22 protein-coding genes and 2 tRNA genes are annotated in these 19,583 nt (G+C 65.5%); 17 read left to right on the forward strand and 7 right to left on the reverse strand.

Going from position 1 to position 19,583, the window contains the following annotated elements; translation table 11 throughout:
* Positions 1 to 66: 66 nt before the first annotated feature.
* The gene (locus LJ737_RS24010) at positions 67 to 882 is read right to left on the reverse strand and encodes an SDR family oxidoreductase (RefSeq protein WP_227769311.1); all 816 of its coding nucleotides are present in this window, start codon (positions 880 to 882) and stop codon (positions 67 to 69) included.
* 362 nt (positions 883 to 1,244) lie between these two features.
* Here LJ737_RS24010 and LJ737_RS24015 point away from each other — a divergent pair, with 362 nt between their 5' ends.
* The 5 genes from LJ737_RS24015 (at position 1,245) to LJ737_RS24035 (ending at position 5,655) form a co-directional block, all read left to right on the forward strand.
* A complete protein-coding gene (locus LJ737_RS24015) occupies positions 1,245 to 2,180 on the forward strand; it encodes a TIGR01777 family oxidoreductase (protein ID WP_227769312.1) in 936 nt (311 codons plus the stop codon).
* A gap of 26 nt (positions 2,181 to 2,206) precedes the next feature.
* Positions 2,207 to 2,758, forward strand: a complete 552-nt coding sequence (locus LJ737_RS24020) for a GbsR/MarR family transcriptional regulator (RefSeq protein ID WP_227769313.1) — start codon at positions 2,207 to 2,209, stop codon at positions 2,756 to 2,758.
* Positions 2,759 to 2,796: 38 nt separating this feature from the next.
* Positions 2,797 to 3,843 carry a hypothetical protein gene (locus LJ737_RS24025; protein WP_227769314.1) on the forward strand — a complete coding sequence of 349 codons (1,047 nt, stop codon included), beginning with the start codon at positions 2,797 to 2,799 and terminating at the stop codon, positions 3,841 to 3,843.
* On the forward strand, positions 3,836 to 4,615 hold the full coding sequence (locus LJ737_RS24030; RefSeq protein ID WP_227769315.1) for a class I SAM-dependent methyltransferase: 780 nt from the start codon (positions 3,836 to 3,838) through the stop codon (positions 4,613 to 4,615). The genes LJ737_RS24025 and LJ737_RS24030 overlap by 8 nt, the downstream gene beginning before the upstream one ends.
* 275 nt (positions 4,616 to 4,890) lie before the next feature.
* Complete coding sequence (locus LJ737_RS24035) at positions 4,891 to 5,655, forward strand: nucleotidyltransferase domain-containing protein (RefSeq protein WP_227769316.1); 765 nt, start codon at positions 4,891 to 4,893, stop codon at positions 5,653 to 5,655.
* A gap of 90 nt (positions 5,656 to 5,745) precedes the next feature.
* Here the strand turns inward: LJ737_RS24035 and LJ737_RS24040 are convergent, their stop codons facing one another.
* Positions 5,746 to 6,279 carry a cupin domain-containing protein gene (locus LJ737_RS24040; protein ID WP_227769317.1) on the reverse strand — a complete coding sequence of 178 codons (534 nt, stop codon included), beginning with the start codon at positions 6,277 to 6,279 and terminating at the stop codon, positions 5,746 to 5,748.
* 84 nt (positions 6,280 to 6,363) lie between these two features.
* Between LJ737_RS24040 and LJ737_RS24045 the strand changes: the two genes are divergently transcribed.
* Positions 6,364 to 7,440, forward strand: coding sequence for a DNA polymerase beta superfamily protein (locus tag LJ737_RS24045; RefSeq protein WP_227769318.1), 1,077 nt, complete (start codon positions 6,364 to 6,366; stop codon positions 7,438 to 7,440).
* An 87-nt stretch (positions 7,441 to 7,527) separates the two neighbouring features.
* Here LJ737_RS24045 and LJ737_RS24050 read toward each other — a convergent pair whose 3' ends face one another.
* Positions 7,528 to 7,776, reverse strand: coding sequence for a hypothetical protein (locus LJ737_RS24050; protein WP_227769319.1), 249 nt, complete (start codon positions 7,774 to 7,776; stop codon positions 7,528 to 7,530).
* Between the two features lie 506 nt (positions 7,777 to 8,282).
* On the opposite strand from LJ737_RS24050, the gene LJ737_RS24055 reads away from it, so the two are divergent.
* Positions 8,283 to 9,263, forward strand: coding sequence for an ADP-ribosylglycohydrolase family protein (locus LJ737_RS24055; RefSeq protein ID WP_227769320.1), 981 nt, complete (start codon positions 8,283 to 8,285; stop codon positions 9,261 to 9,263).
* 122 nt (positions 9,264 to 9,385) lie between these two features.
* Here the strand turns inward: LJ737_RS24055 and LJ737_RS24060 are convergent, their stop codons facing one another.
* Positions 9,386 to 10,336 (reverse strand): acetyl-CoA carboxylase carboxyltransferase subunit alpha, encoded by a 951-nt coding sequence (locus LJ737_RS24060; RefSeq protein ID WP_227769321.1) that lies wholly within the window; start codon positions 10,334 to 10,336, stop codon positions 9,386 to 9,388.
* Between the two features lie 288 nt (positions 10,337 to 10,624).
* Between LJ737_RS24060 and LJ737_RS24065 the strand changes: the two genes are divergently transcribed.
* The 3 genes from LJ737_RS24065 (at position 10,625) to LJ737_RS24075 (ending at position 12,257) form a co-directional block, all read left to right on the forward strand.
* A tRNA-Asp gene (locus LJ737_RS24065) sits at positions 10,625 to 10,698 on the forward strand.
* A 252-nt stretch (positions 10,699 to 10,950) separates the two neighbouring features.
* Complete coding sequence (locus LJ737_RS24070) at positions 10,951 to 11,991, forward strand: FKBP-type peptidyl-prolyl cis-trans isomerase (protein ID WP_227769322.1); 1,041 nt, start codon at positions 10,951 to 10,953, stop codon at positions 11,989 to 11,991.
* A gap of 192 nt (positions 11,992 to 12,183) precedes the next feature.
* Positions 12,184 to 12,257, forward strand: a tRNA-Asp gene (locus LJ737_RS24075).
* A 215-nt stretch (positions 12,258 to 12,472) separates the two neighbouring features.
* Here LJ737_RS24075 and LJ737_RS24080 read toward each other — a convergent pair.
* Positions 12,473 to 12,724, reverse strand: coding sequence for a hypothetical protein (locus LJ737_RS24080; RefSeq protein WP_227769323.1), 252 nt, complete (start codon positions 12,722 to 12,724; stop codon positions 12,473 to 12,475).
* A 308-nt stretch (positions 12,725 to 13,032) separates the two neighbouring features.
* Between LJ737_RS24080 and LJ737_RS24085 the strand changes: the two genes are divergently transcribed.
* The 6 genes from LJ737_RS24085 to LJ737_RS24110 all read left to right on the forward strand — a co-directional run bounded on the left by LJ737_RS24085 (position 13,033) and on the right by LJ737_RS24110 (position 17,666).
* Positions 13,033 to 13,218, forward strand: coding sequence for a hypothetical protein (locus LJ737_RS24085; protein ID WP_227769324.1), 186 nt, complete (start codon positions 13,033 to 13,035; stop codon positions 13,216 to 13,218).
* 77 nt (positions 13,219 to 13,295) lie between these two features.
* The gene (locus LJ737_RS24090; protein WP_227769325.1) at positions 13,296 to 14,144 is read left to right on the forward strand and encodes an MBL fold metallo-hydrolase; all 849 of its coding nucleotides are present in this window, start codon (positions 13,296 to 13,298) and stop codon (positions 14,142 to 14,144) included.
* A 3-nt stretch (positions 14,145 to 14,147) separates the two neighbouring features.
* Entirely contained in the window at positions 14,148 to 14,939 is a 792-nt protein-coding gene (locus tag LJ737_RS24095) for a patatin-like phospholipase family protein (protein ID WP_227769326.1), read from the forward strand.
* Positions 14,940 to 14,982: 43 nt separating this feature from the next.
* Complete coding sequence (locus tag LJ737_RS24100; protein WP_227769327.1) at positions 14,983 to 15,540, forward strand: 1-acyl-sn-glycerol-3-phosphate acyltransferase; 558 nt, start codon at positions 14,983 to 14,985, stop codon at positions 15,538 to 15,540.
* 27 nt (positions 15,541 to 15,567) lie between these two features.
* The gene (locus tag LJ737_RS24105) at positions 15,568 to 16,743 is read left to right on the forward strand and encodes an alpha/beta hydrolase (protein WP_227769328.1); all 1,176 of its coding nucleotides are present in this window, start codon (positions 15,568 to 15,570) and stop codon (positions 16,741 to 16,743) included.
* A gap of 56 nt (positions 16,744 to 16,799) precedes the next feature.
* Positions 16,800 to 17,666, forward strand: a complete 867-nt coding sequence (locus LJ737_RS24110; RefSeq protein ID WP_227769329.1) for a methylated-DNA--[protein]-cysteine S-methyltransferase — start codon at positions 16,800 to 16,802, stop codon at positions 17,664 to 17,666.
* Between the two features lie 23 nt (positions 17,667 to 17,689).
* Here LJ737_RS24110 and LJ737_RS24115 read toward each other — a convergent pair whose 3' ends face one another.
* Both LJ737_RS24115 and LJ737_RS24120 read right to left on the reverse strand, forming a co-directional pair.
* A complete protein-coding gene (locus tag LJ737_RS24115; RefSeq protein WP_227769330.1) occupies positions 17,690 to 18,127 on the reverse strand; it encodes a hypothetical protein in 438 nt (145 codons plus the stop codon).
* A 1-nt stretch (position 18,128) separates the two neighbouring features.
* Positions 18,129 to 18,791, reverse strand: a complete 663-nt coding sequence (locus LJ737_RS24120) for a DUF4159 domain-containing protein (protein ID WP_227769331.1) — start codon at positions 18,789 to 18,791, stop codon at positions 18,129 to 18,131.
* 167 nt (positions 18,792 to 18,958) lie between these two features.
* Here LJ737_RS24120 and LJ737_RS24125 point away from each other — a divergent pair, with 167 nt between their 5' ends.
* Entirely contained in the window at positions 18,959 to 19,543 is a 585-nt protein-coding gene (locus LJ737_RS24125; protein WP_227769332.1) for a Crp/Fnr family transcriptional regulator, read from the forward strand.
* Positions 19,544 to 19,583 lie beyond the last annotated feature (40 nt).

The raw sequence follows: 19,583 nt of genomic DNA on the forward strand, positions 1-19,583 counted from the left end.
GGGTGCCTGAGCGGTAGGGTGGCCGAACGGCCCAGGCGGACGCGGGCTGCCGCCCGCGCCGGGGGCTCAGCCGTTGCCCACGAAGCCGGGGTAGAGCAGCATCCCGCCGTCGGCAAACAGCGTGTGGCCCGTCACGTAGTCCGATTCGTCGGAAGCCAGCCACACGGCCACCTTGCCGATGTCGGCGGGCTCCCCGATGCGGCCGTAGGGAATGAGTTTCAATAGGTCGCGCTCTTCCTGGGGCGTGTCGCGCGCTTCCGCGTTGATGGGCGTGGCAATGGCGCCCGGCCCGATGCCGTTGACGCGGATGCGGTGCGGGGCCAGCTCCTGGGCCACGCTCTTCATCAGCAGCATCAGCCCGCCCTTGCTGGCGGCGTAGTTCACGTGCCCGGCCCAGGGAATCACCTCGTGCACCGAGCTCATGCAGATGATCTTGCCCGTGGCCCGCGACACGTCGGGCTGGGGCCCGCGGCGCACAAACTCGCGCGCCGCCTCGCGCATGCACAAAAACTGTCCCGTCAGATTTACCCCGATGACGCGCTGCCACTGCTCCGCGGTCATGTCCAGAAACGCCGCGTCCTGCTGAATGCCCGAGTTGCTGACCAAGATGTGCACGGTGCCGTATTTTTCCACGACGGTACGAAACATGCGCTGCACGTCTTCTTCCTTGCTTACGTCGGCCTGCACGGCCAGGGCCTCGCCGCCGCCGTCCTTGATGCGTTGGGCCAGCTTTTCGGCCGGCTCGGCTTCCTTGTGGTAGTTGATAACGACGGTGGCGCCCGCCGCGGCCAGCGCCTCGGCCACGCCGAAGCCGATGCCGGAACTGGCCCCCGTGACGAGGGCAATTTGGTGTTGGAGTAGGAGAGGAGTAGGCTGAGTCATGGCTGCAGTCGGGATGAAAACCTATTGCTAGACCGCAAAACCGGCCCCGGGGTTACAGCCATTGGGTTTCGTCGCGGCCACCGGGCGCGGGTGCCGGCGGCGCCGGCAAACTGCGGCACAGCAGCTGTTTTTTTTGTGAAGGAGCCTATTGGAGCCCGGCTCGGCCCTGGTGGCCGGCCCCGCGGCCTAGTCAATCCGGCTGCTCTAGCCGATTATTGGGCGGTGTTGCGAAAATAAAGTAGCTGATAATTAACCGATTATTAATTATGTATCACAAGTTTCAATAATTATTGAAACTTGTGATACATTTGGAGCGAACAAAGCACTGAAGCTTCTTTTCTTCATCTTTTTTGTGTACCGCTATGGCACCCACGCGCATCGTTCTGGCCGGTGGCACCGGCTTTCTGGGCCAACGCCTGATTCGCCACTTCCGCCGCCCCGGGGTGGAAATCGTGGTGTTGTCGCGGGAGCAGCTACCCGCCTACGCCAACGTGCGCTACGTGCGCTGGGACGGCCGCACCCTCGATGAGTGGGCCGCCGAGCTCGACGGGGCCGAGGTGCTGGTGAACCTGGCGGGCCGCAGCGTCGACTGCCGCTACCACGCGGCCAACCGCCGCGCCATCGTCGACAGCCGGGTGGAAAGTACGCGGGTGCTCGGGGCGGCCGTGGCGGCCTGCCGCCGCCCGCCGCGGGTGTGGCTCAATTCCTCCACGGCCACCATCTACGAGCACACGGAAGGCGAGCGGCCGGCCAACACCGAGGCCGACGGCGTCATCGGGCGGGGCTTTTCGGTGGAGGTGGCCCAGGCCTGGGAAGACGCCTTCTGGGCCTGCCCGGCGCCCAACACCCGCCGCGTGGCCCTGCGCACGGCCATTGTGCTCGGCGCCGAGGGTGGGGCCTTTCCGGTGCTGGCCCGGCTGGCGCGCTGGGGCCTGTGCACCCCGCAGGGGAGCGGCCGGCAGTGGATCAGCTGGCTGCACGCCACCGACTTTGCCCGGGCCGTCGAATTTCTGATTGAGCAGCCGGGCGCCAGCGGAGTGTTCAACCTCTGCGCGCCCGAGCCCCTCCAAAACCGCGACTTCAACGCCCTGCTGGCCCAGCAGCTGCGCCCGGTGCTGCGCCTGCCCCAGCCCGAGTGGCTGCTCGAAGCCGGCGCCTGGGCCCTTCAAACCCAGACCGAGCTGGTGCTCAAAAGCCGCAAAGTATACCCCCAGCGCCTGCTCGAATGGGGCTTTCAGTTCCAATTTCCCGGCTGCCAAGCGGCCGTTGCCGATATTCTGCGTACCGTAGAGGCCTGATTCGCGGCCTTTGCGCTTTTTCCTTCATGCCCGACCCGACTAACCCAACCGCCGACTCCTCGCCCGACCTGCTGCCGCTAGAGCAGGCCAAAGCCCAGTTTGTGCAGCTCTGGGGCGCCACCAGCGCCAACTGGGGCATCAACCGCACCATGGCCCAGATGCACGCGCTGCTGCTGGTATCGGCCGAGGCGCTGAGCACCGAAGACCTGATGGCGCAGCTGCAGATTTCGCGCGGCAACGCCAGCATGACCGTGCGCGAGCTGCTCGACTGGGGCCTGGTGTATAAGGCCCTCAAGCCCGGCGAGCGGCGCGAGTACTTCGTGGCCGAAAAAGACATGCTGCAGGTCACGCGCTGCATCATCCGCGAGCGGAAACGCCGCGAGCTGGACGCGATGAAGCGCAGCCTCGACCAGCTAGCCGCCCTGCCCGGCGACCCCACCGAGCCCGGCTACCGCGAGTTTCACCGCGTGCTCGGCGACATTCAGCAGCTGGCCGACAGCGCCGACACGGTGCTCACCGGTGTGATGAAGGCTGAGAAGAACTGGTTGATCGACAAGTTTCTCCGAATGTTCACCTAGGGCGGCCGGCTCCGGTCCGCCCGCCACTCCCCGTGCGTATGGACCCCGCCAACCAACCGCCCCGCCTCTATCCCGAAGACGACGAAACCGCGGCCCCGCCCCAGTCGGTGGGGCAGTGGCTGACCCAGACGCCGCCGGGCTGCGCCGTGCTGGCCGTGGTGCCCACCGCCGCGCTCAGCGCCGCGCTGACCTTCCTTTCCACCAACGTTTTTCAGAGCTACGGCATCATGGTGTTTCTGGCCTCGCCTTTTATCGGGGGGCTGGTCGCCAATGCCATGTATACTGCCCGCCGGGCCCCGGGGGAGCCCCAACCCGGCTTGGTAGCCACCTGGGTCACCGTCGTGCTGGCCGCGCTCAGCACGCTGGCCTTGCTGGTGGCCTCGGCCTTGGAAGGCGTCATTTGCGTGCTGATGGCCGCGCCGCTGGCGTTGCTCATGGCGCTGATTGGGGCGTGGCTGGGCAGTTCGCTGAGTCACATGATTGGGGAGCGAAATTCGGCCCGGGTGCTCACGGTGCTGGTGTTGCTCTACCCGGTTGGGCAGGCGCTGGAAGCCCGCTACCCCGTGCCGGTGCCGGCCCACCGCGTTGTCACGCGGCTGCGGGTGCAGGCTTCGCCCGAGCGCGTGTGGCAGGTGCTCACGCGGCCGGTGCAGTACCCGGCCGAAGTGGGCTGGTTGTTTCGGGCCGGCGTGGCCTACCCCACGCGCACGGCCCTGCAAACCACCCCCGACGGCCGCCATCAGCTCATCTGCACCTATTCGCAGGGCGCAGCGCGGTTGCCGGTGACGAGCTGGCAGCCGGGGCGGGAACTGACGTTTCGGGTGCCCGACATGCCCGCTCCGATGCAGGAGCTGAGTCCGTACCCGCGCATTCACGCCCCGCACCTGCACGGCTATTTCCGCGTGGAGCAGGGCACCTTCCGCCTGCTGCCCCAGCCCGACGGCAGCACCGTGCTCGAAGCCTCGACCTCCTACCGCCACAGCATTGCCCCGCGCGCCTACTGGCAGCTCTGGAGCGACTACCTGCTCGACGACATGCACCAGCGCGTGCTTTCCGCCATCCAAACCCAAGCCCAGCATGAGTAGCCGCGTCATGGCCCGGCCCCGCGCCCGCCGCCGCACCCCCGCCGATACCGCCCCCGAAGCCGCCCTGTTCGACGCCGGTTTCGTGCGCCACCTCTTCAATCAGCTGGCGCCCAGCTACCGCTGGCACCAGTGGATGGCGCTGGGCCTAACCGCCGCCTGGCGCCACCAAGCCGCGCAGCTGCTGCCCGCGCTGCCGGCCGCTGGCACGGTTGTCGATTTGATGTGCGGGGGCGGGGAGCTGTGGCCGGCGCTGCGCCGCCGCCTCGGGCCCGGCGCGCAGGTGCAGGCCGTGGATTTTGCCGGCGCCATGCTTGCGCAGGCGGCGCAGCGCCGGCAGCAGGCCGTTCACGCCAACACCACCCTGCACCTGGCCGACGCGCTGCGCACCCCGCTGCCCGCCGCCGCCGCCGATGCCGTGGTGTGCGGCTACGGCCTGAAAACGCTCGATGCCCGTCAGTTCCTGGCCCTGGCCGCCGAAGTGCGGCGCCTGCTGCGGCCGGGCGGAACCTTCGTGCTGCTCGAATTCACCCTGCCCCGGCAAGGCTGGCGCCGCTGGGCGTTTCGGCAGTACCTGGGCTCGGTGCTGCCGCTGCTGACCTGGCTGAGCCGGGGCCGCGCCGCCCTGCACCGCTACTTGCCCTTCTACGCCCACAGCTTCGCCAACCTCGACGCGGTGGAAGGCGCTTTTCTGGCCGCCGGCTGCGCCGAGGTGCGGCAAGTGCCCTTGTTGCTGGGCTGCGCCACGGCCCTCGTGGGCCGGCGCGGCAGCTGAGTTGGCCGGAACTGTTTGCCCGCTCGACACCGATGCGGCTGCTCACACTGTTGGGCGCCGCCGGCAGGCTTAGGCCGTGGCTGGTGAAGTTGAATTAGTGTGCGTTTATCAGCATACGTATTGACTGTCAATGCTTTGAGTAAAGTTTGCTATCCGACATCAGCCGCGGCCCTCCGGCCTGCTCCCGGAGAAGTTGCCCAACCGGCGCGCCGACCAGCCGCCAGCTTAGCCGGCGTAACCGGCCGCCGCCGCCGAAACCGCACTAATTTGCCCGCATGCAACCGCGAATCGAAGCCGAGCTGCGCCGCCTGGAGCCGCTGCACGGCATCCGCATCCTCTACGCCTGCGAAGCCGGCAGCCGGGCCTGGGGCTTTCCCTCGCCCGATTCCGACTACGACGTGCGCTTTATTTACTGCCGCCCGGCCAGCTGGTACCTGACCCTGGACGAAGGCCCCGACACGCTCAATTTTCCCCTCGACGACGAGCTGGACCTAGCCGGCTGGGACCTGCGCAAGGCCCTGAAACTACTGCGCGGCTCCAACGCCGCCCTGTTGGAGTGGCTGCAGTCGCCGGTGGTGTACCTGGAGGCCCTGGACTTTCGCACCGTCCTGCAGCCGTTGCGGGCCGAGTGCTTCAACCCGCTGGCCGGGCTGCACCACTACCTGGGCCTGGTGCGCCGCGGGGTAGAAGAGGACCTGCCGCCGCCCGCCATCCGCCTAAAACGCTTGTTCTACGCCCTGCGCTCCGTGCTAGCCGCCCGCTGGATTCGGGAACGGCAAACCGTGCCACCGATGGAGTTCCGCCTCTTGCGCGAGTTGGTGCCCGCGGAGTTGCAGGCCGACGTGGACGCGCTCTTGCGCCTAAAAGCCCGGGCCGACGAAACAACCACCGCCCCGCGCCCGGCCGGGCTGGCCCACTTCATCGAAGCCGAATACTTGGCCGGGCAGGCCGCCCGCACCGCCCCGGCGCCCCCGCGCCGCGACGACCCCACGCCGGCCCTCAACGAGCGGTTTCGGCAGCTGCTGGCGGGGAGCTTTTAAAGTTCCGCGCGAACCTGCGCGGAACCGCGGCGAGCAACCGATATCGTGTGTGCCATCATTATTGAGCGGCGCCACAGCCTGGTCTGATTCTTAGTTCACGGCGTAGCGCGCATGCATTTCGGCCAGGCGGCCGCGCGCTATGGCTTTGCGGGCCGCCCGGAAAAACAACGGCTCGATAAAGCGACCCAGCCCGGGAAAGCGCGAGTTGGTGAGTTTGAGGAAGATGGCCGTGTCGGCAAAGTGCTTAGGGCGGCGCTTCTGGTCGACGAGCTGGTCGCGAATCAGGCCGTGGTAAATGAGGAAGCCGAGCTCAAAGTCGGGGTTGCCGGGCGAAACCTTCACCCGTACCACCGCCGACTGCGCCGTACGGTTTGCGAAATAGTGGACGGTACCGCGGCCCACCGTGACCTGCTCGCCGGCCCGTAGCACCACCTTCTGGTTGCCGTGGCCAAATTCTAATTCGCCCGCGACAACCTCGAAACATTCGTCGAAGAGGTCGTGGAAGTGCTTGGGCGTGAAATAATGGGGTGCCACGTACAGCAGCAGCTCGGAGTAGCCGACGTTGTCGCGGGCGCTGCGCACGACGTGCAGGTGCTCCGCGGTCGGCAAGGTAGCAGTAAGCATAGGCGAGAAGAAGAGAAGGGTGACCCCGCCGGGGCGGTACGGTCGCGCTTTTCCAACAAACTTAACAGGACTTACCTTGCTTCTATGCTCCTCATTCCCGATCTGCGCCAGCAGCACCTGATTCTCTTCGAAGCCGTCAGCGGCAGCCGGGCCTACGGCACCAACCTGGCCCACTCCGATACCGACCTGAAGGGCGTGTTTGTGCTGCCCGAGCGCCAGTTTCTGGGCCTCGATTACGTGCCGCAGGTGGCCAACGACACGAACGACGAGGTGTTCTACGAGCTGCGCCGCTTCACCGAGCTGGCCCTCAAGAACAACCCCAACGTGCTGGAGCTGCTGGCCTCGCCGGCCGACTGCGTGCGGCAGCGCCACCCGCTGTTCGCGGCGTTTCGGCCCGAGCTGTTTCTCTCCCAGCTCTGCCGCCAAACCTTCGCCGACTACGCCGTGGCCCAGATCAAGAAAGCCAAGGGCCTCAACAAGAAAATCAACAACCCCGAGCCGCCGGCCCGCAAGTCGGTGCTCGACTTCTGCTACGTGACCCGCGGTGCCGGGGCCCAGCCGGCCGAAACCTGGCTGCAACGGCAAAGCCTCACGGCCGCGCAGTGCGGCCTGGCCAATGTGCCGCACTTGCCCGACCTCTACGCGCTGTTCGTGGACGGCTCGGCGGATGGCCGACTCGGCTACCGCGGCCTCATCCGCGACGCGGAGCTGAGCAACGACGTGCAACTCTCGGCCGTGCCGAAAGGGGAGGAGCCCGTGGCGTATTTGTCGTTCAACCGCAACGGCTACAGCACCTACTGCCGCGTGTACCGCGAGTACTGGGACTGGGTGCAAAAGCGCAACACCGAGCGCTACCAAAACACCGTGCAGCACGGCAAAAACTACGACGCCAAGAACATGCTGCACGTGTTTCGCTTGCTGCAGATGGCCGAGGAAATTGCCCGCGAAGGCCGCCTGCACGTGCGCCGCCCCAACCGCGACTTTCTGCTGCAGATCCGCCGCGGCGAGTTCGAGTACGCCGACCTGGTGCAGCAGGCCGAAGCGCTGGTGCAACGTGTCGATGCGGCCTTTGCCGCCTCCGCACTGCCCCCTGAACCCGACCGCGCCGCCGTGGAGCAGGTGCTCATCGAGACGCGGCAGCGCTTTTACGCCGGGGCCTAAAAAAAGCGGGGCCGCGGCCAGGAGGCGCGGCCCCGCAAGGGAGCTGGTCGGTCGACGAACCGCCGCGGCGGGCGTTGTCGGGCGGGACTAGAAGCGCGTGGTGCTGTGCTTGGGGCGCAGCTGGAACGTTCTGTTGCTGCTCTTGCCGGTTTTGCGCAGGCTGAAGCGCTTGGCTTTCTTGCGGCCCTTGTAGGTTTTGTAGTTGGGGCGGTGCGTGTAGATGCGGCCCTTCATTTTGGCCTTGGCGTAGGAGCTGATGCGGGCCGCTTCGGCCGGCGTGGTGGAGGCCACGCTGCTCACCAGCAGCGCAAAGCAGAGAAGCAGGATTCGGATCATCGGAGAGAGAAGGTTGAAGTGGCGGTTCGTAACTGTTAAACTCTCCAGGTCACTTGAAAATTGTGTGCCAAAATCTAAAGTGCTGCGGCTCGTCTGCGCGTAGCGCCGGCAGGTGGCGATGTTGCTGGCGTAATAATGTATTGTTGTTGAGTTGGTTGTAGAAATAAAAAAAGTTCCTGTTGCCGCTAAAAAAACGACGCCGACGGAGTTTTGTGCAGTCGTGAATTGAGCAAAACAAGGAAGGCTTGCCGCGGCCGAGAAAATTTCAACGCCGGATTTGTGGAAACTACTGCCAGCCGACATCTACCCGCTGAGCCCTCGTTGCGGGCACCCAGCGCAAGCGGGTAGTGGTTTGATCGTAGGAGGGGCCGACTACCCGCCTAAAGCCCGCAGGCTTCCTGCGGGCTTTTTTGCGCGCTGCGGCCGGCGGCCACAGAAGATTGGGCCTGCCCCTGTCCGCGGCGGCTGGTTCGGCGCCGTTACCTTCGGGTTGTATATCCTTCGCTATGTCCCAAACTTCATCCTCCCTCGAAGCCCACATCCGCGCCGCCCTGCTCGGCCTGGCCGTCGGCGACGCGCTGGGCGTGCCCGTTGAATTCGAAAGCCGCGCCCGCCGCAAAGCCGACCCCGTGGTGAGCATGCGCGCCTACGGCACCCACAACCAGCCCGCCGGCACCTGGTCCGACGACGCCTCGCTAACCTTCTGTTTGGCCGAAAGCCTAACCAAAGGCTACGACCTGGGTGACTTGAGTCGCCGTTTCATCAACTGGTACGAGCATGCTTACTGGACGCCTCACGGGCGCGTCTTCGACATAGGCGTGGCTACAGCCGAGGCCATTCGCCGCTTGGAGCGTGGCACGCCGCCGCTACACGCGGGCGGTTCTGACGAGTACAGCAACGGCAACGGCTCCCTGATGCGCATCCTGCCGCTGGTGTTCTACACGCGCAACTTGCCGGTGGCTGAGCGGCTGCAACAGACTCGTGAAGTGTCGAGCCCCACGCACGCTCACCCGCGCTCCGTGCTGGCCTGCTTCATCTACCTCGAAGTGGCCCGGCAGCTGCTGCTGGGAGCTGATAGGCAGGTCGCTTTTGATGAAGCGCGGCACATTGTGGTGGCCGCCATTGCCAATGAGCCGGCGCTGCTGGCCGAGCAGCACCGCTTTCACCGCATTCTGCAGCAGCCCCACGGCGAATACGAAATTCTGCCCCTAGCGCAGTATCGCGAAGACGAAATCAGTGGCTCCGGCTACGTGCTCCACACCCTGGAAGCCGCTCTTTGGGGCCTGCTGCGCTACGACACCTACGCCGAAACCGTGCTGGCCGCCGTCAACCTCGGCGACGACACCGACACGACTGGCGCCGTCGCCGGCGGCCTAGCCGGCCTGTACTACGGCGAGCAGGCCATTCCGCCCGAGTGGCTGCAGGTGCTGGCCCGCCGCGCCGACATCGAGGACTTGGCTGCCCGCTTGGCCGCGGCGGTGAAGTAAGTGGTCCGGTGCGAGTTATCGGTCGTCGGGCCGACGCTAACAAAAAAGCCCGCGACACCAGTCGCGGGCTTTTTGATTTGTCAGAACAGGCAGTCAAGAGCGAAGTGCGCCCTGACAACTGCTTACGCTTCCACGACCACGCCCATCTTGCTGAACTTGTCGATGCGCTGCGACACCCGCTCGTCGTGGGGCAGGGCGTCTAGCTCGTCCAGGGTTTTGAGGATGGTCTTTTTCAGCGTCTGAATCATTTTGTCCGGGTCGGTGTGGGCGCCGCCCAGGGGCTCCTTCACGATGCCGTCAACCAGGCCGGCCTTGAGCATGTCGGTAGCGGTGAGCTTCAGCGCTTCGGCGGCCTGCTCCTTGTAGTTCCAGGAGCGCCACAGGATGCTGGAGCACGACTCGGGCGAAATCACCGAGTACCAGGTGTTTTCCAGCATCAGCACCCGGTCGCCGATGGCAATGCCCAGGGCTCCGCCCGAGGCGCCCTCGCCGATGATGATGCAGATAACGGGCACCTTCAGCATGAACATTTCCTTGAGGTTGCGGGCAATGGCCTCGCCTTGTCCGCGCTCCTCGGCCTCCAGGCCCGGGAAGGCGCCCGGCGTATCGATGAGCGTGACGATGGGCTTGCCGAACTTCTCGGCCAGCTTCATTAGGCGCAGGGCCTTGCGGTAGCCCTCGGGGTTGGGCATGCCGAAGTTGCGCAGCTGCCGCTGCTTGGTGTTGCGGCCCTTCTGCTGCCCGATAAACATGACGGTGCGCCCGTCGAGTTCGGCAAAACCGCCCACCATGGCCTTGTCGTCGGCCACGGTCCGGTCGCCGTGCAGCTCCACAAACTTCTGGGTCATGCCCTCGATGTAGTCGAGCGTGTAGGGGCGGTCGGGATGGCGCGAAAGCTGCACGCGCTGCCAGCGGGTGAGGTTGGCGTACGTTTCTTTCTTGAGCGCCTTGATTTTGGTTTCAAGGGCCTCAACGGCCTCCGAGACGTCAACCTGGCTTTCCTGCGCCAGTTTTTGCATCTCGCGGAGCTTGCCTTCGAGGGCGGCAATCGGTTGTTCGAAATCGAGCAGCATGGCCAAGCGGGCGGCGGCCGAAGGACGCCGCGCAGTTGTCGTGGTTACGGTGGAAAATGGGGGAGGGCAAAGGTAAGCGACGCGCGCCAAGCATGGCACGGCTATTTTGGGCGGCGGCGGCGAAAAGTTTAGCCGGGGCGTCCGAAATTTTTCTGGTTGGCTATCAGCCACAACAGCTCGTCGGGTAACGATTTGGTAAAAAACTTTTGCCCCGGGCTTGGAAAGCGGCAAAACAGGCCCCTACCTTTGCAGCGCAATCGGGGAAACGCCCCGGCCACATTGCACCTTGGTTCGGTAGTTCAGTCGGTTAGAATGCCGCCCTGTCACGGCGGAGGTCGCGGGTTCGAGTCCCGTCCGGACCGCAAAGGCCCTGCAGCATCGCGCTGCAGGGCCTTTTGCTTTTTCCGCCCATTCGCGCCTTGCCGAGCCGAACCCCGCGGCGCCAACATCTCTGCTAACCAAGGTGCGCTTGCCGGGTTACTGCGCCGGCGGGGGCTGGCCCGCTTCAAGCCAAGCACGCCCGACCGTACCGGGCAGTTGCGCAGGCCCGGCGCAACCACCCGCCCGGCAGTTCTGGGCCCGCCGCCTATCTTTCGGTTCCTTTTCCTTATTCGATGCGAACGACGATGACCCGTTGGAATACACCGGCGAGCTGCGCCCTGGCCGGGCTGGGCTTGGCCGCGCTGCTGGCTTTTCAAACCAAGCCGAACCAAACCAACCCCACCCCCGCTAAGCCCAAAGCCGCCGCGGCCAAGCCCGTGCAGGCCCAGCCGCCCCAATACAACCGCCTGAAATCAGGCATTGAGTACCGCATCTACAAGCGCGTGAACGGGCGCTACACGCGCCAGCCGGCCGTGGTGCCCGCTACGGCCGCCGCGGCCTACGCCAAGCGCATCGGCCAGGTAATGGCACTGCACGTGGAATACCGCACCGCCAAGGACTCGGTGCTGTTTCAGTCGCGCAAGCAAACCGGGGGCTACCCGGTACGCGTGCCGCTGGAGGCCGTGGTGCGTAAGGGCGGGCTGGAGGAGGCCATTTCCCTGCTGCAGGCCGGCGACTCGGCCGTGTTCCGCTTCAACGCCGATTCGCTTTCCCTCAAAAGCTCCGGCCAGCCGGCGCCGCCCCAGATCAAGAAGCACGGCAATACCATGCGCTTGTTGGTGAAGGTAGCCGCCATCCAGAGCCAAGCCGACGCCATGGCCGCGCAGCAGCAGATGATGAATGCCGCGCAGGCCCAGGCCAAGCAATTGGAAGAAAAGCAGAAGCCCGTCGACGACAAGCTTATCCAGGAATACCTGCAGCAAAACAACCTGCAAGCCCAGAAAACCGCCTCGGGGCTCTACTACATCGTGACGGAGCCCGGCAGCGGGGCCAAACCTACCAAAGGCCAGACCGTCTCGGTGCACTACCGCGGTACCTTGCTCAGCGGCAAGGAATTCGACTCCTCGTTTAAGCGGGGCCAGCCGATTGACTTTCCCATCGGCGTGGGCCAGGTAATACCGGGCTGGGACGAAGGCATTCCGCTGCTCAGCAAAGGCGCCAAGGCCGTGCTGCTGATTCCCTCCGGCTTGGCCTACGGCGCCCGCGGCGCCGGCGCCGACATTCCCCCGCACGCCGTGCTGCGCTTCGACGTGGAGCTGGTGGATATCAAATAAGCCGCTGAGCCGTGGCCGAGTAATTTTTTCAAAAAAAATTACTCGGCCTATATCCTTCATAACCAATTTTATGCGGTGGGAAGGGCGTTTTTTTAGCGTTTAACTCGCTTTTCAGGTTTTGAAATATGAAAACCCGCCTTACCTTTGCAGCACCTTAACGGAAAGCACACGGCTTCCAGAGCGGGTTACCTTGGTTCGGTAGTTCAGTCGGTTAGAATGCCGCCCTGTCACGGCGGAGGTCGCGGGTTCGAGTCCCGTCCGGACCGCAAAGGCCCTGCAGCATCGCGCTGCAGGGCCTTTTGCTTTTTTCGTGCGCGCCGGCAAACCAGCGCGCACGAAAAAAGCCTCTCCCGGCGGGGCGAGGCTTTTCCTTTGTTCACCAATGTTGCCGGGCTAGGGCAGTGGGCGCGAAGGTACGCCGGCAACGTACGGGCGGCATCACATATATATGTGATGCCTGCCGGCAAGAGCCGCAGATGCCTTAGGCAAGGGAAACGGGCTGGGGTGCCGGGGCAGACCGGCGGCCGCCGTGTTTGCGGAAGAAGCGCTCCACTTGGGCTTCGAACCGGGCGCGGCAGGCAGGAGCACTTTCCGGCGCGGCCGCGGGCGGAATAGCTAGGTAGAGGCGGGCTCCATCCTGGGCTGGGCAGCGGTGCACGTACATGGTGGTTTGCAAGGGCAGCTGGCTGACCCATTGCTCGAAGCCAAGGGCGGAGAGGTAGGCGTCGTCCATGAGGGTAAAAAACAATCGTGAATCCAACTTCCTGGCAAAACGCAAAAAGCCTGATTGGAGATATCACATTATGATGTGATGAGTGGAGTGGCGTCGAGCTATTAGTGCCCCAACAAGCCGGAAACGCGGACTTTCAGACAGGTATGGTTGATATTGTTAAGGCTTTTATAAGTTAAATTATATAATTAAGCAATTTAACTTAACCTTGTAATTGTGTAAATAATCATATTATTTTCTTGTTATTTGGTTTATATGATTGGTTATGTTATAAATTAGTCTCAGTAACGGACCTTTAAGCCTTCTGAGTTATGAACAAACTGGTACTTCTGCTCGCTCTGATTGTGCTTGGCTGCGCTGGCCAAGCGGAAGCCCGCCCGCGGCCGCGTTATGTAAAAGCCCTGATGAAAGGCAAGCCGCACACGCACCGTCCCAACTATACGCCCTACCGCGGTTCCGGCAACCCCTTCCGGGGCATGCTGGCTTGGATGCACTAATCGTCGCCCGCTGCCGGGCCTAGCGAAGCCGCCGGATCCGCCACAACGGGTCCGGCGGCTTTGTGCATCTTGCGCCCATGAACGTTTACACCCTCGATACCGGCCTGTTTAAACTCGACGGCGGCGCCATGTTCGGCGTCGTGCCCAAATCCCTTTGGTCGCGGCAGTACCCGGCCGACGACAACAATATGTGCACTTGGGCCATGCGCTGCCTGCTCATCGAGGACGCGGGCCGCTTGGTGCTCGTCGACAACGGCATTGGCAACAAGCAAGACGAGAAATTCCGTGGGCACTTCTACCTGCACGGCGACGCGACACTTGAAGGCTCTCTGCGTCAGCAGGGCTTCACCGCGGCCGACGTTACCGACGTGTTTCTGACCCATTTGCATTTCGACCACTGCGGCGGCTCGGTGGTGCGCACCGCCGATGGCAAGCTGGAACTGGCGTTTCCGAACGCCACGTACTGGTCGAACCAGAGCCACTGGGACTGGGCCACGGCGCCCAACGCCCGCGAAAAAGCCTCCTTTCTGACCGAAAACATCCTGCCAATCCAGGAAAGCGGCCACCTGCGCTTTGTCGACCCAGGGCAGGGCGTGCCCGCCGAGCTGCCCATGCTGCGCGACATCGTATTTGCCGACGGGCACACCGAGAAAATGATGGTGCCCGTGCTCGACTACAAGGGGCGCAAGCTGGCATTTATGGCCGATTTGCTGCCTTCCACGGCTCATTTGCCCATGCCCTGGGTAATGAGCTACGACGTGCGTCCCCTGCAGACGCTGCTGGAAAAGGAGCAAGTGCTGCGCCGCGCCGCCGAGGAGCAGTGGGTGCTGGTGCTCGAGCACGACGCGCACACCGAAGCCTGCACCGTGCAAATGACCGAGCGGGGCGTGCGCCTGGCCGATACCTTGCGCCTGAGCGACCTGTAAGCCGTGGCCACGCGCAAGCTAGGAATTGCCCTGTCGGGCGGGGCGGCCCGGGGCATTGCCCACCTGGGCATGTTGGAGGCGCTGGGGGAGTTGCAGTTGCCCATCGGGGCCATGTCGGGCGTGAGTTCGGGCGGGCTGGCGGCGGTGTTCTTCGCGGCCGGCATTCCGCCGCGTGAGGTGCTGCGCCTGCTCACCGACACGCGCTTTCTGCGGCTGATCCGGCCGGCGTACCGGCGGGGGCTGGTGAGCCTGGCCCTGCTGGAAAAGCTGTTTGCGGCCCACCTGCCCGGTAACCAGACCTTCGCCGACCTGAGCCTGCCCGTCACGCTGTCGGCCGCCGACCTGGCCGCGGGCGAAACCGTGTTTTTCGACGAAGGGCCGCTGGTGCCGCCGCTGCTGGCCTCCTGTGCCGTGCCGGTACTCTGCCAGCCCATCGAGTACCGGGGGCGGGTGCTGGTCGACGGCGGGCTGCTCAACAACCTGCCGGTGGAGCCCCTGCTCGACCGGCCCGAGCTGGTGGTGCTGGGGGCGCACACCAACGTGTTCAACCCCGAGGGGCGCATCGAGAGCATCCGGCACGTGGCCGAGCGCACGTTTATGCTCGCCATTGGCACCAACGTGGCCCCGCGTCTGGCCCGCTGCGCCTTGGTACTGCAGCCCCCGGAGCTGCGCGACTACCGGGTGGCCGACCTGCGCCACGCCGCGGCCTTGTTCGACATTGGCTACCAGCACACGATGGCGCAGGCCGCGGCGCTGGCAGCCCTGCTGGTGGCGCCCGCCGGGGATTTTGGCTAGCTTTGTTGGCTTTTCCCCCGACGCTTCTTTTCCCGTTGCCCCTATGAACAGCTTCTGGCTGGCCTTTTCCAAGTTCTGGTTTGCAATTACGGGCTGGCGCCTGGCCTCCGGCATCCCGCCGGACATTCGGCAGGCCATGATGATTGCCGCCCCGCACACCAGCAACTGGGACTTTATGTACGCCCGCGCCGCGTTCTTCCTGATGCGCCGCAACGTGCGCTTCACCGTGAAGCACGAGTGGACCAACATTCCGCTGCTGGGCAAGCTGCTGCTGAGCCTGGGCGCCCTGCCCATCGACCGCAGCAAGAACAACAGCATGGTGGAAGCCATGACCGAGCTGTTTCAGCAGTACCCCGACCTAATCATCCTCATCACCCCGGAAGGCACGCGCAAGTACCAGCCCCGCTGGCGCCGCGGCTACTACCACGTGGCCCAGGCCGCCGGCGTGCCCATTCTGCTCGGCTTCCTCGATTACAGCCGCAAGGAAGCCGGCGTGGGGCCGGCGGTGTACCCGACGGGCAACTACGAGCAGGACGAGGAAAAAATCAAAGCGTTTTACCGCACCAAGAAGGGCCGCTTTCCGGAAATGGGCATCCGCTAGCCCCGAGTTATTTCCTGACCTCTGCCTATGCGTTACGGCGGACTGTTGTTCACGGCCTGGCTCAGCTTGAGCGCCTGCCACCCCGGGGCCGCTGACCAGGCGGCCGATCAAGCGGCCGCGCAAGAACCCGTGGTCAGCTTGCGCCTGCCCACGCCCACCGGGCCTTTTGGGGTAGGCCGCACGCTGCGGTACTGGACCGACGCCACCCGGCAGCGCGAGTTGCCGGTATGGGTGTATTACCCCACGGCGCGCCCGGCAACCCCCGCGGCCGCCGACAGCGTGCTGCCCGCGGCGGCCTGGGCGCAGCGCTACCACGCCCAGCTGACGCGCCGACTCGGGGCGGGGGCAGCTACGGCGCTGCTGGGCCTGCGCACGACGGCGCAGCGGCAGGCTCCGGTGGCCCCAGCGGCCCAGGCCCTGCCCGTGCTCTTGTTTGCCCCCGGGCTGAACTGGCTGCCCACCGATTACAGCGCCTTGCTCGAAGAACTGGCCAGCCAGGGCTACGTCGTGGTGGCCTGGGCCCCGCCGCAGTACGCCGGCGTGGTGCAGCTGCGCAACGGCCAATTGCTGGAAGGCAGCGGCCTGCACGAGCACGGCCCGCTGGTAGCCGATTTTCGCTTCGTGCGCCGGCAGCTGGACGAGCTCAACGCGGCACCCGATAGCCCCGTGCGCGGACGCCTGAACCTGAGTCGGGTAGGCGCTGTGGGCCATTCCATCGGCGGGACGGCGGCCGTGGGCGCGGCCCAGGCCGGGGCTTTGCTGGGCGCCGTGGCCAACCTCGACGGCGACTTCGACGAAGCGGAAACGACCGGCCGCCTGGCGCAGCCGGTGCTCTACCTCACGTCAGAGCCGCCCGGCCTCGATGGGCAGCCGGTGGAAACCTGGGAGCAGCAAGACCGCTCCGAAGCCCGCCGCCAGCGGGTGTGGGCGCAACTGCAGGCGCCGGCCCCCGCCGCGTACCGGGTGCGGCTGCCCGGCTTTTACCACAGCAACTTTCAGGACGCCGCCCTGCTGCCTCCCGCGGCGGTGCCCGCCAAGCTGCGCCAGCACCGCTTCGGCCGCGTCGACGGGGCGCAGGGCCTGCGCCTGACGGCGGAATTGCTCACCGCCTTCTTCGATGCCGAGCTGCGTGGGCACGCTGCCGAAGCCTTGCCGCAGGTGGCCCAGCGGCATCCCGCCATTCGCCTCGAGGTGCGGCGGTAGGCCAAGTCCGCAAGAATCGGGTCGGAACGGGGCGCGGGCGGCGGTAAGTTTGGTGCATGCTACCCGCCGAATCCCTCAACCCCGACTACCAGCGCATTGCCCAGGCCATCCGGTTTCTAGAAGCCAACTTCCGCCGCCAGCCCAGCCTGGAGGAAGTGGCCGCGGCCGTGAGTCTGAGCCCGTTTCACTTCCAGCGCCTGTTCAGCGAATGGGCCGGCATCAGCCCCAAGCGCTTCGTGCAGTTTCTCACGGCCGATTTTCTCAAAGCGCGGCTGGCCGCGGCCGGCAACCTGGCCGAAGCCGCCGAGGACGCCGGCCTTTCGGCCCCCTCGCGCCTGCACGACTTGTTCGTGACCCTGGAAGCCGCCACCCCGCACGAGTACCGCAGCGGCGGCGCGGGCCTGTGCATCGGCTACGGCGTGCACCCGACGCCCTTCGGCCCGGCGCTGCTGGCCGCTACCGAGCGCGGCATCTGCGGCCTGCACCTGCTCGATGCCCAGCACCCGGACCCGGCCGCGGCTTTGCAGGAGCTGCGCCGCAGCTGGCCCCACGCCGAATGGGTGCCCGATGCCGCCCGTACGGCGCCGTTGCTGGCGCGGGCCTTTGCGCCGCGGGCCGGGCAGCCGCTGCACCTGCTGGTGCGCGGCACCAACTTTCAGGTGAAGGTGTGGGAGGCGCTGCTGCGGGTGCCCGTCGGGCAGGTGGTCAGTTACCAGCACGTGGCGCGGGCCATCGGCCAGCCCAAGGCCCTGCAGGCGGTGGGCTCGGCCGTGGGCGCCAACCCGGTGGCCGTGCTCATTCCCTGCCACCGCGTCATCCGCAAGGAGGGCCTGCTCGGCGAGTACCGCTGGGGCTCCGTCACCAAAAAGGCGCTGATCGGCTGGGAAATGGCGCGGCTGGAACCGCAGGCGGTGCCGGGATAGTCCGCCCCGGGCCGCCGCAGCCCTTAAAACGGGATGCCCCGGAGCAGCGGGTGCATGTCGACGCCGAAGCGCACTTGCACGTCGGTTTGCAGCTGCTGCAGGAAGGCCTGACTGGCGCGCGTAAACTCGGCTTCAATCACGGCCACGCTGCTCACGGCGCGGCCTTCTTCCGTCCACGTGAGCGTCACGTCCGGGGCTTGCCGGCGAATGACCAGGGCGGGCTCGTCGCGGAAGTCTTCCACCACCAGGCGCGACTCGTCCAGGGGCGCGGGGCGGTACGCCAGCCAGTGGTGCAGCAGGGCGGCCAAGCGAAACAGCGGGAAATCTTCCTGCCAGAACGTGCGGCCGTGCTCGGTGATGAGCAGGTCGCCGTCGAGCAAATACCAGAGCGCCGCGCCCGGGTACGTGTCAAGCTGGGCCGGGGTGGGCTGGCTCGAAAAGGCGGAGTAGGTAATCTGCACGCTACTGCTGGGTCAGCGCGTAGGCCAGCAGGTTGGCGCCCATGCGCAGGGCTTCTTCGTGCTTTTCCACCGGGTCTTTGTACACCTCGGGGTCTTCCCAGCCGTTGCCCAGGTCGCACTCGTAGGTGTAGAAGCACACCAGCCGGCCCTTGTACACCAGCCCGAAGCCCTGGGGCCGCTTGCCGTCGTGCTCGTGGATTTTGGGCAGGCCCTTGGGGAAGGGAAATTTCTGGTGGTAGATGGGGTGGGAGAAGGGCAGCTCCACGAAGTCCAGCTCGGGTAGCACCTTCTTCATCTCGGGCCGGATGTATTTGTCCAGGCCGTAGTTGTCGTCGATGTGCAGAAAGCCGCCGCCGAGCAAGTAGCGGCGCAGGTTTTTGGCTTCCGCGTCGGTAAAGGTGACGTTGCCGTGGCCGGTCATGTGCACGAAGGGGTACTGCAGCAGCAGGGGCGAATCGGGCTCCACCACGGCTTCCTCGGGCGCAATGTTGGTTTTGAGCGTCTGGTTGCAGAAACGGATCAGGTTCGGCAGGGAGGTTTTGTTGCCGTACCAGTCGCCCCCACCGCCGTACTGCAGGCGGGCAATCTGAAAGCTGGGCGCGGCCGGGCCGGCGGCAACGAGGGAAAACAGCAGCGCCGCCGAGAGCAGCAGGTAGCGAAACATGGCAGGTAGGAGCGAGGTGAAGGGCGTGCCTTATAATTGCAGGCCGGCGCGGAAAGTTCGGAGCCGGCCCGGGCGCCGCAACGACGCAAAGTACGCACGCCGCGTTGCTCCCGGGCAAGCCCGGGCCACCGGCCGCTTCGATTCCGTCCCCCAACCCGGCGTCTGCCATGAACCAGGATTCCCTACGCACCTTTTTGCAGAGCACGGGCAGCATCAGCGCGGCGCAGGCCGCCGACATCGCGCAGACGTTCTGCCCGCGCCAGCTCCGCCGGCACGAGCTGTGGCTGCGGGCCGGCAAAGTCAGCGACGAATACCTGCTGCTGACCAGCGGCTACGTGCGCAGCTTCGCCTACGACACCGATGGCCACGACGTGACGACCGGCTTCTTCGCCAGCGGCCAGGTGGTACTGGAAGTGTCGTCCTTTTTCATGCGCACGCCTTCGCAGGAAAACTTCCAGGCCCTGACCGACTGCAGCGGCTGGGCCCTGAGCTACGCGCAGCTCAACGGGCTGTTTCACGCCCGGCCGGAGTTTCGCGAGTTCGGCCGCGGAGTGCTGGTGCGCGGCTTTGCGGCCCTCAAGACGCGCATGCTGGAAATGATAACTACCCCGGCCGCCGCCCGCTACGAGCATCTGCTGGCCACCCACCCCGACATTGTGCAGCACGCCCCGCTCAAGGACGTGGCCTCCTACCTGGGCGTGACCGACACCTCCCTGAGCCGCTTGCGAAAGGCCGCGGCCGGGAAAAAATAGCCCGCCGTTATTTCCTGCCATTTGGCAAGCCGGGCGCGGC

This window comes from Hymenobacter sp. 15J16-1T3B, assembly GCF_020711235.1.
In the GTDB taxonomy this organism is placed as follows: domain Bacteria; phylum Bacteroidota; class Bacteroidia; order Cytophagales; family Hymenobacteraceae; genus Solirubrum.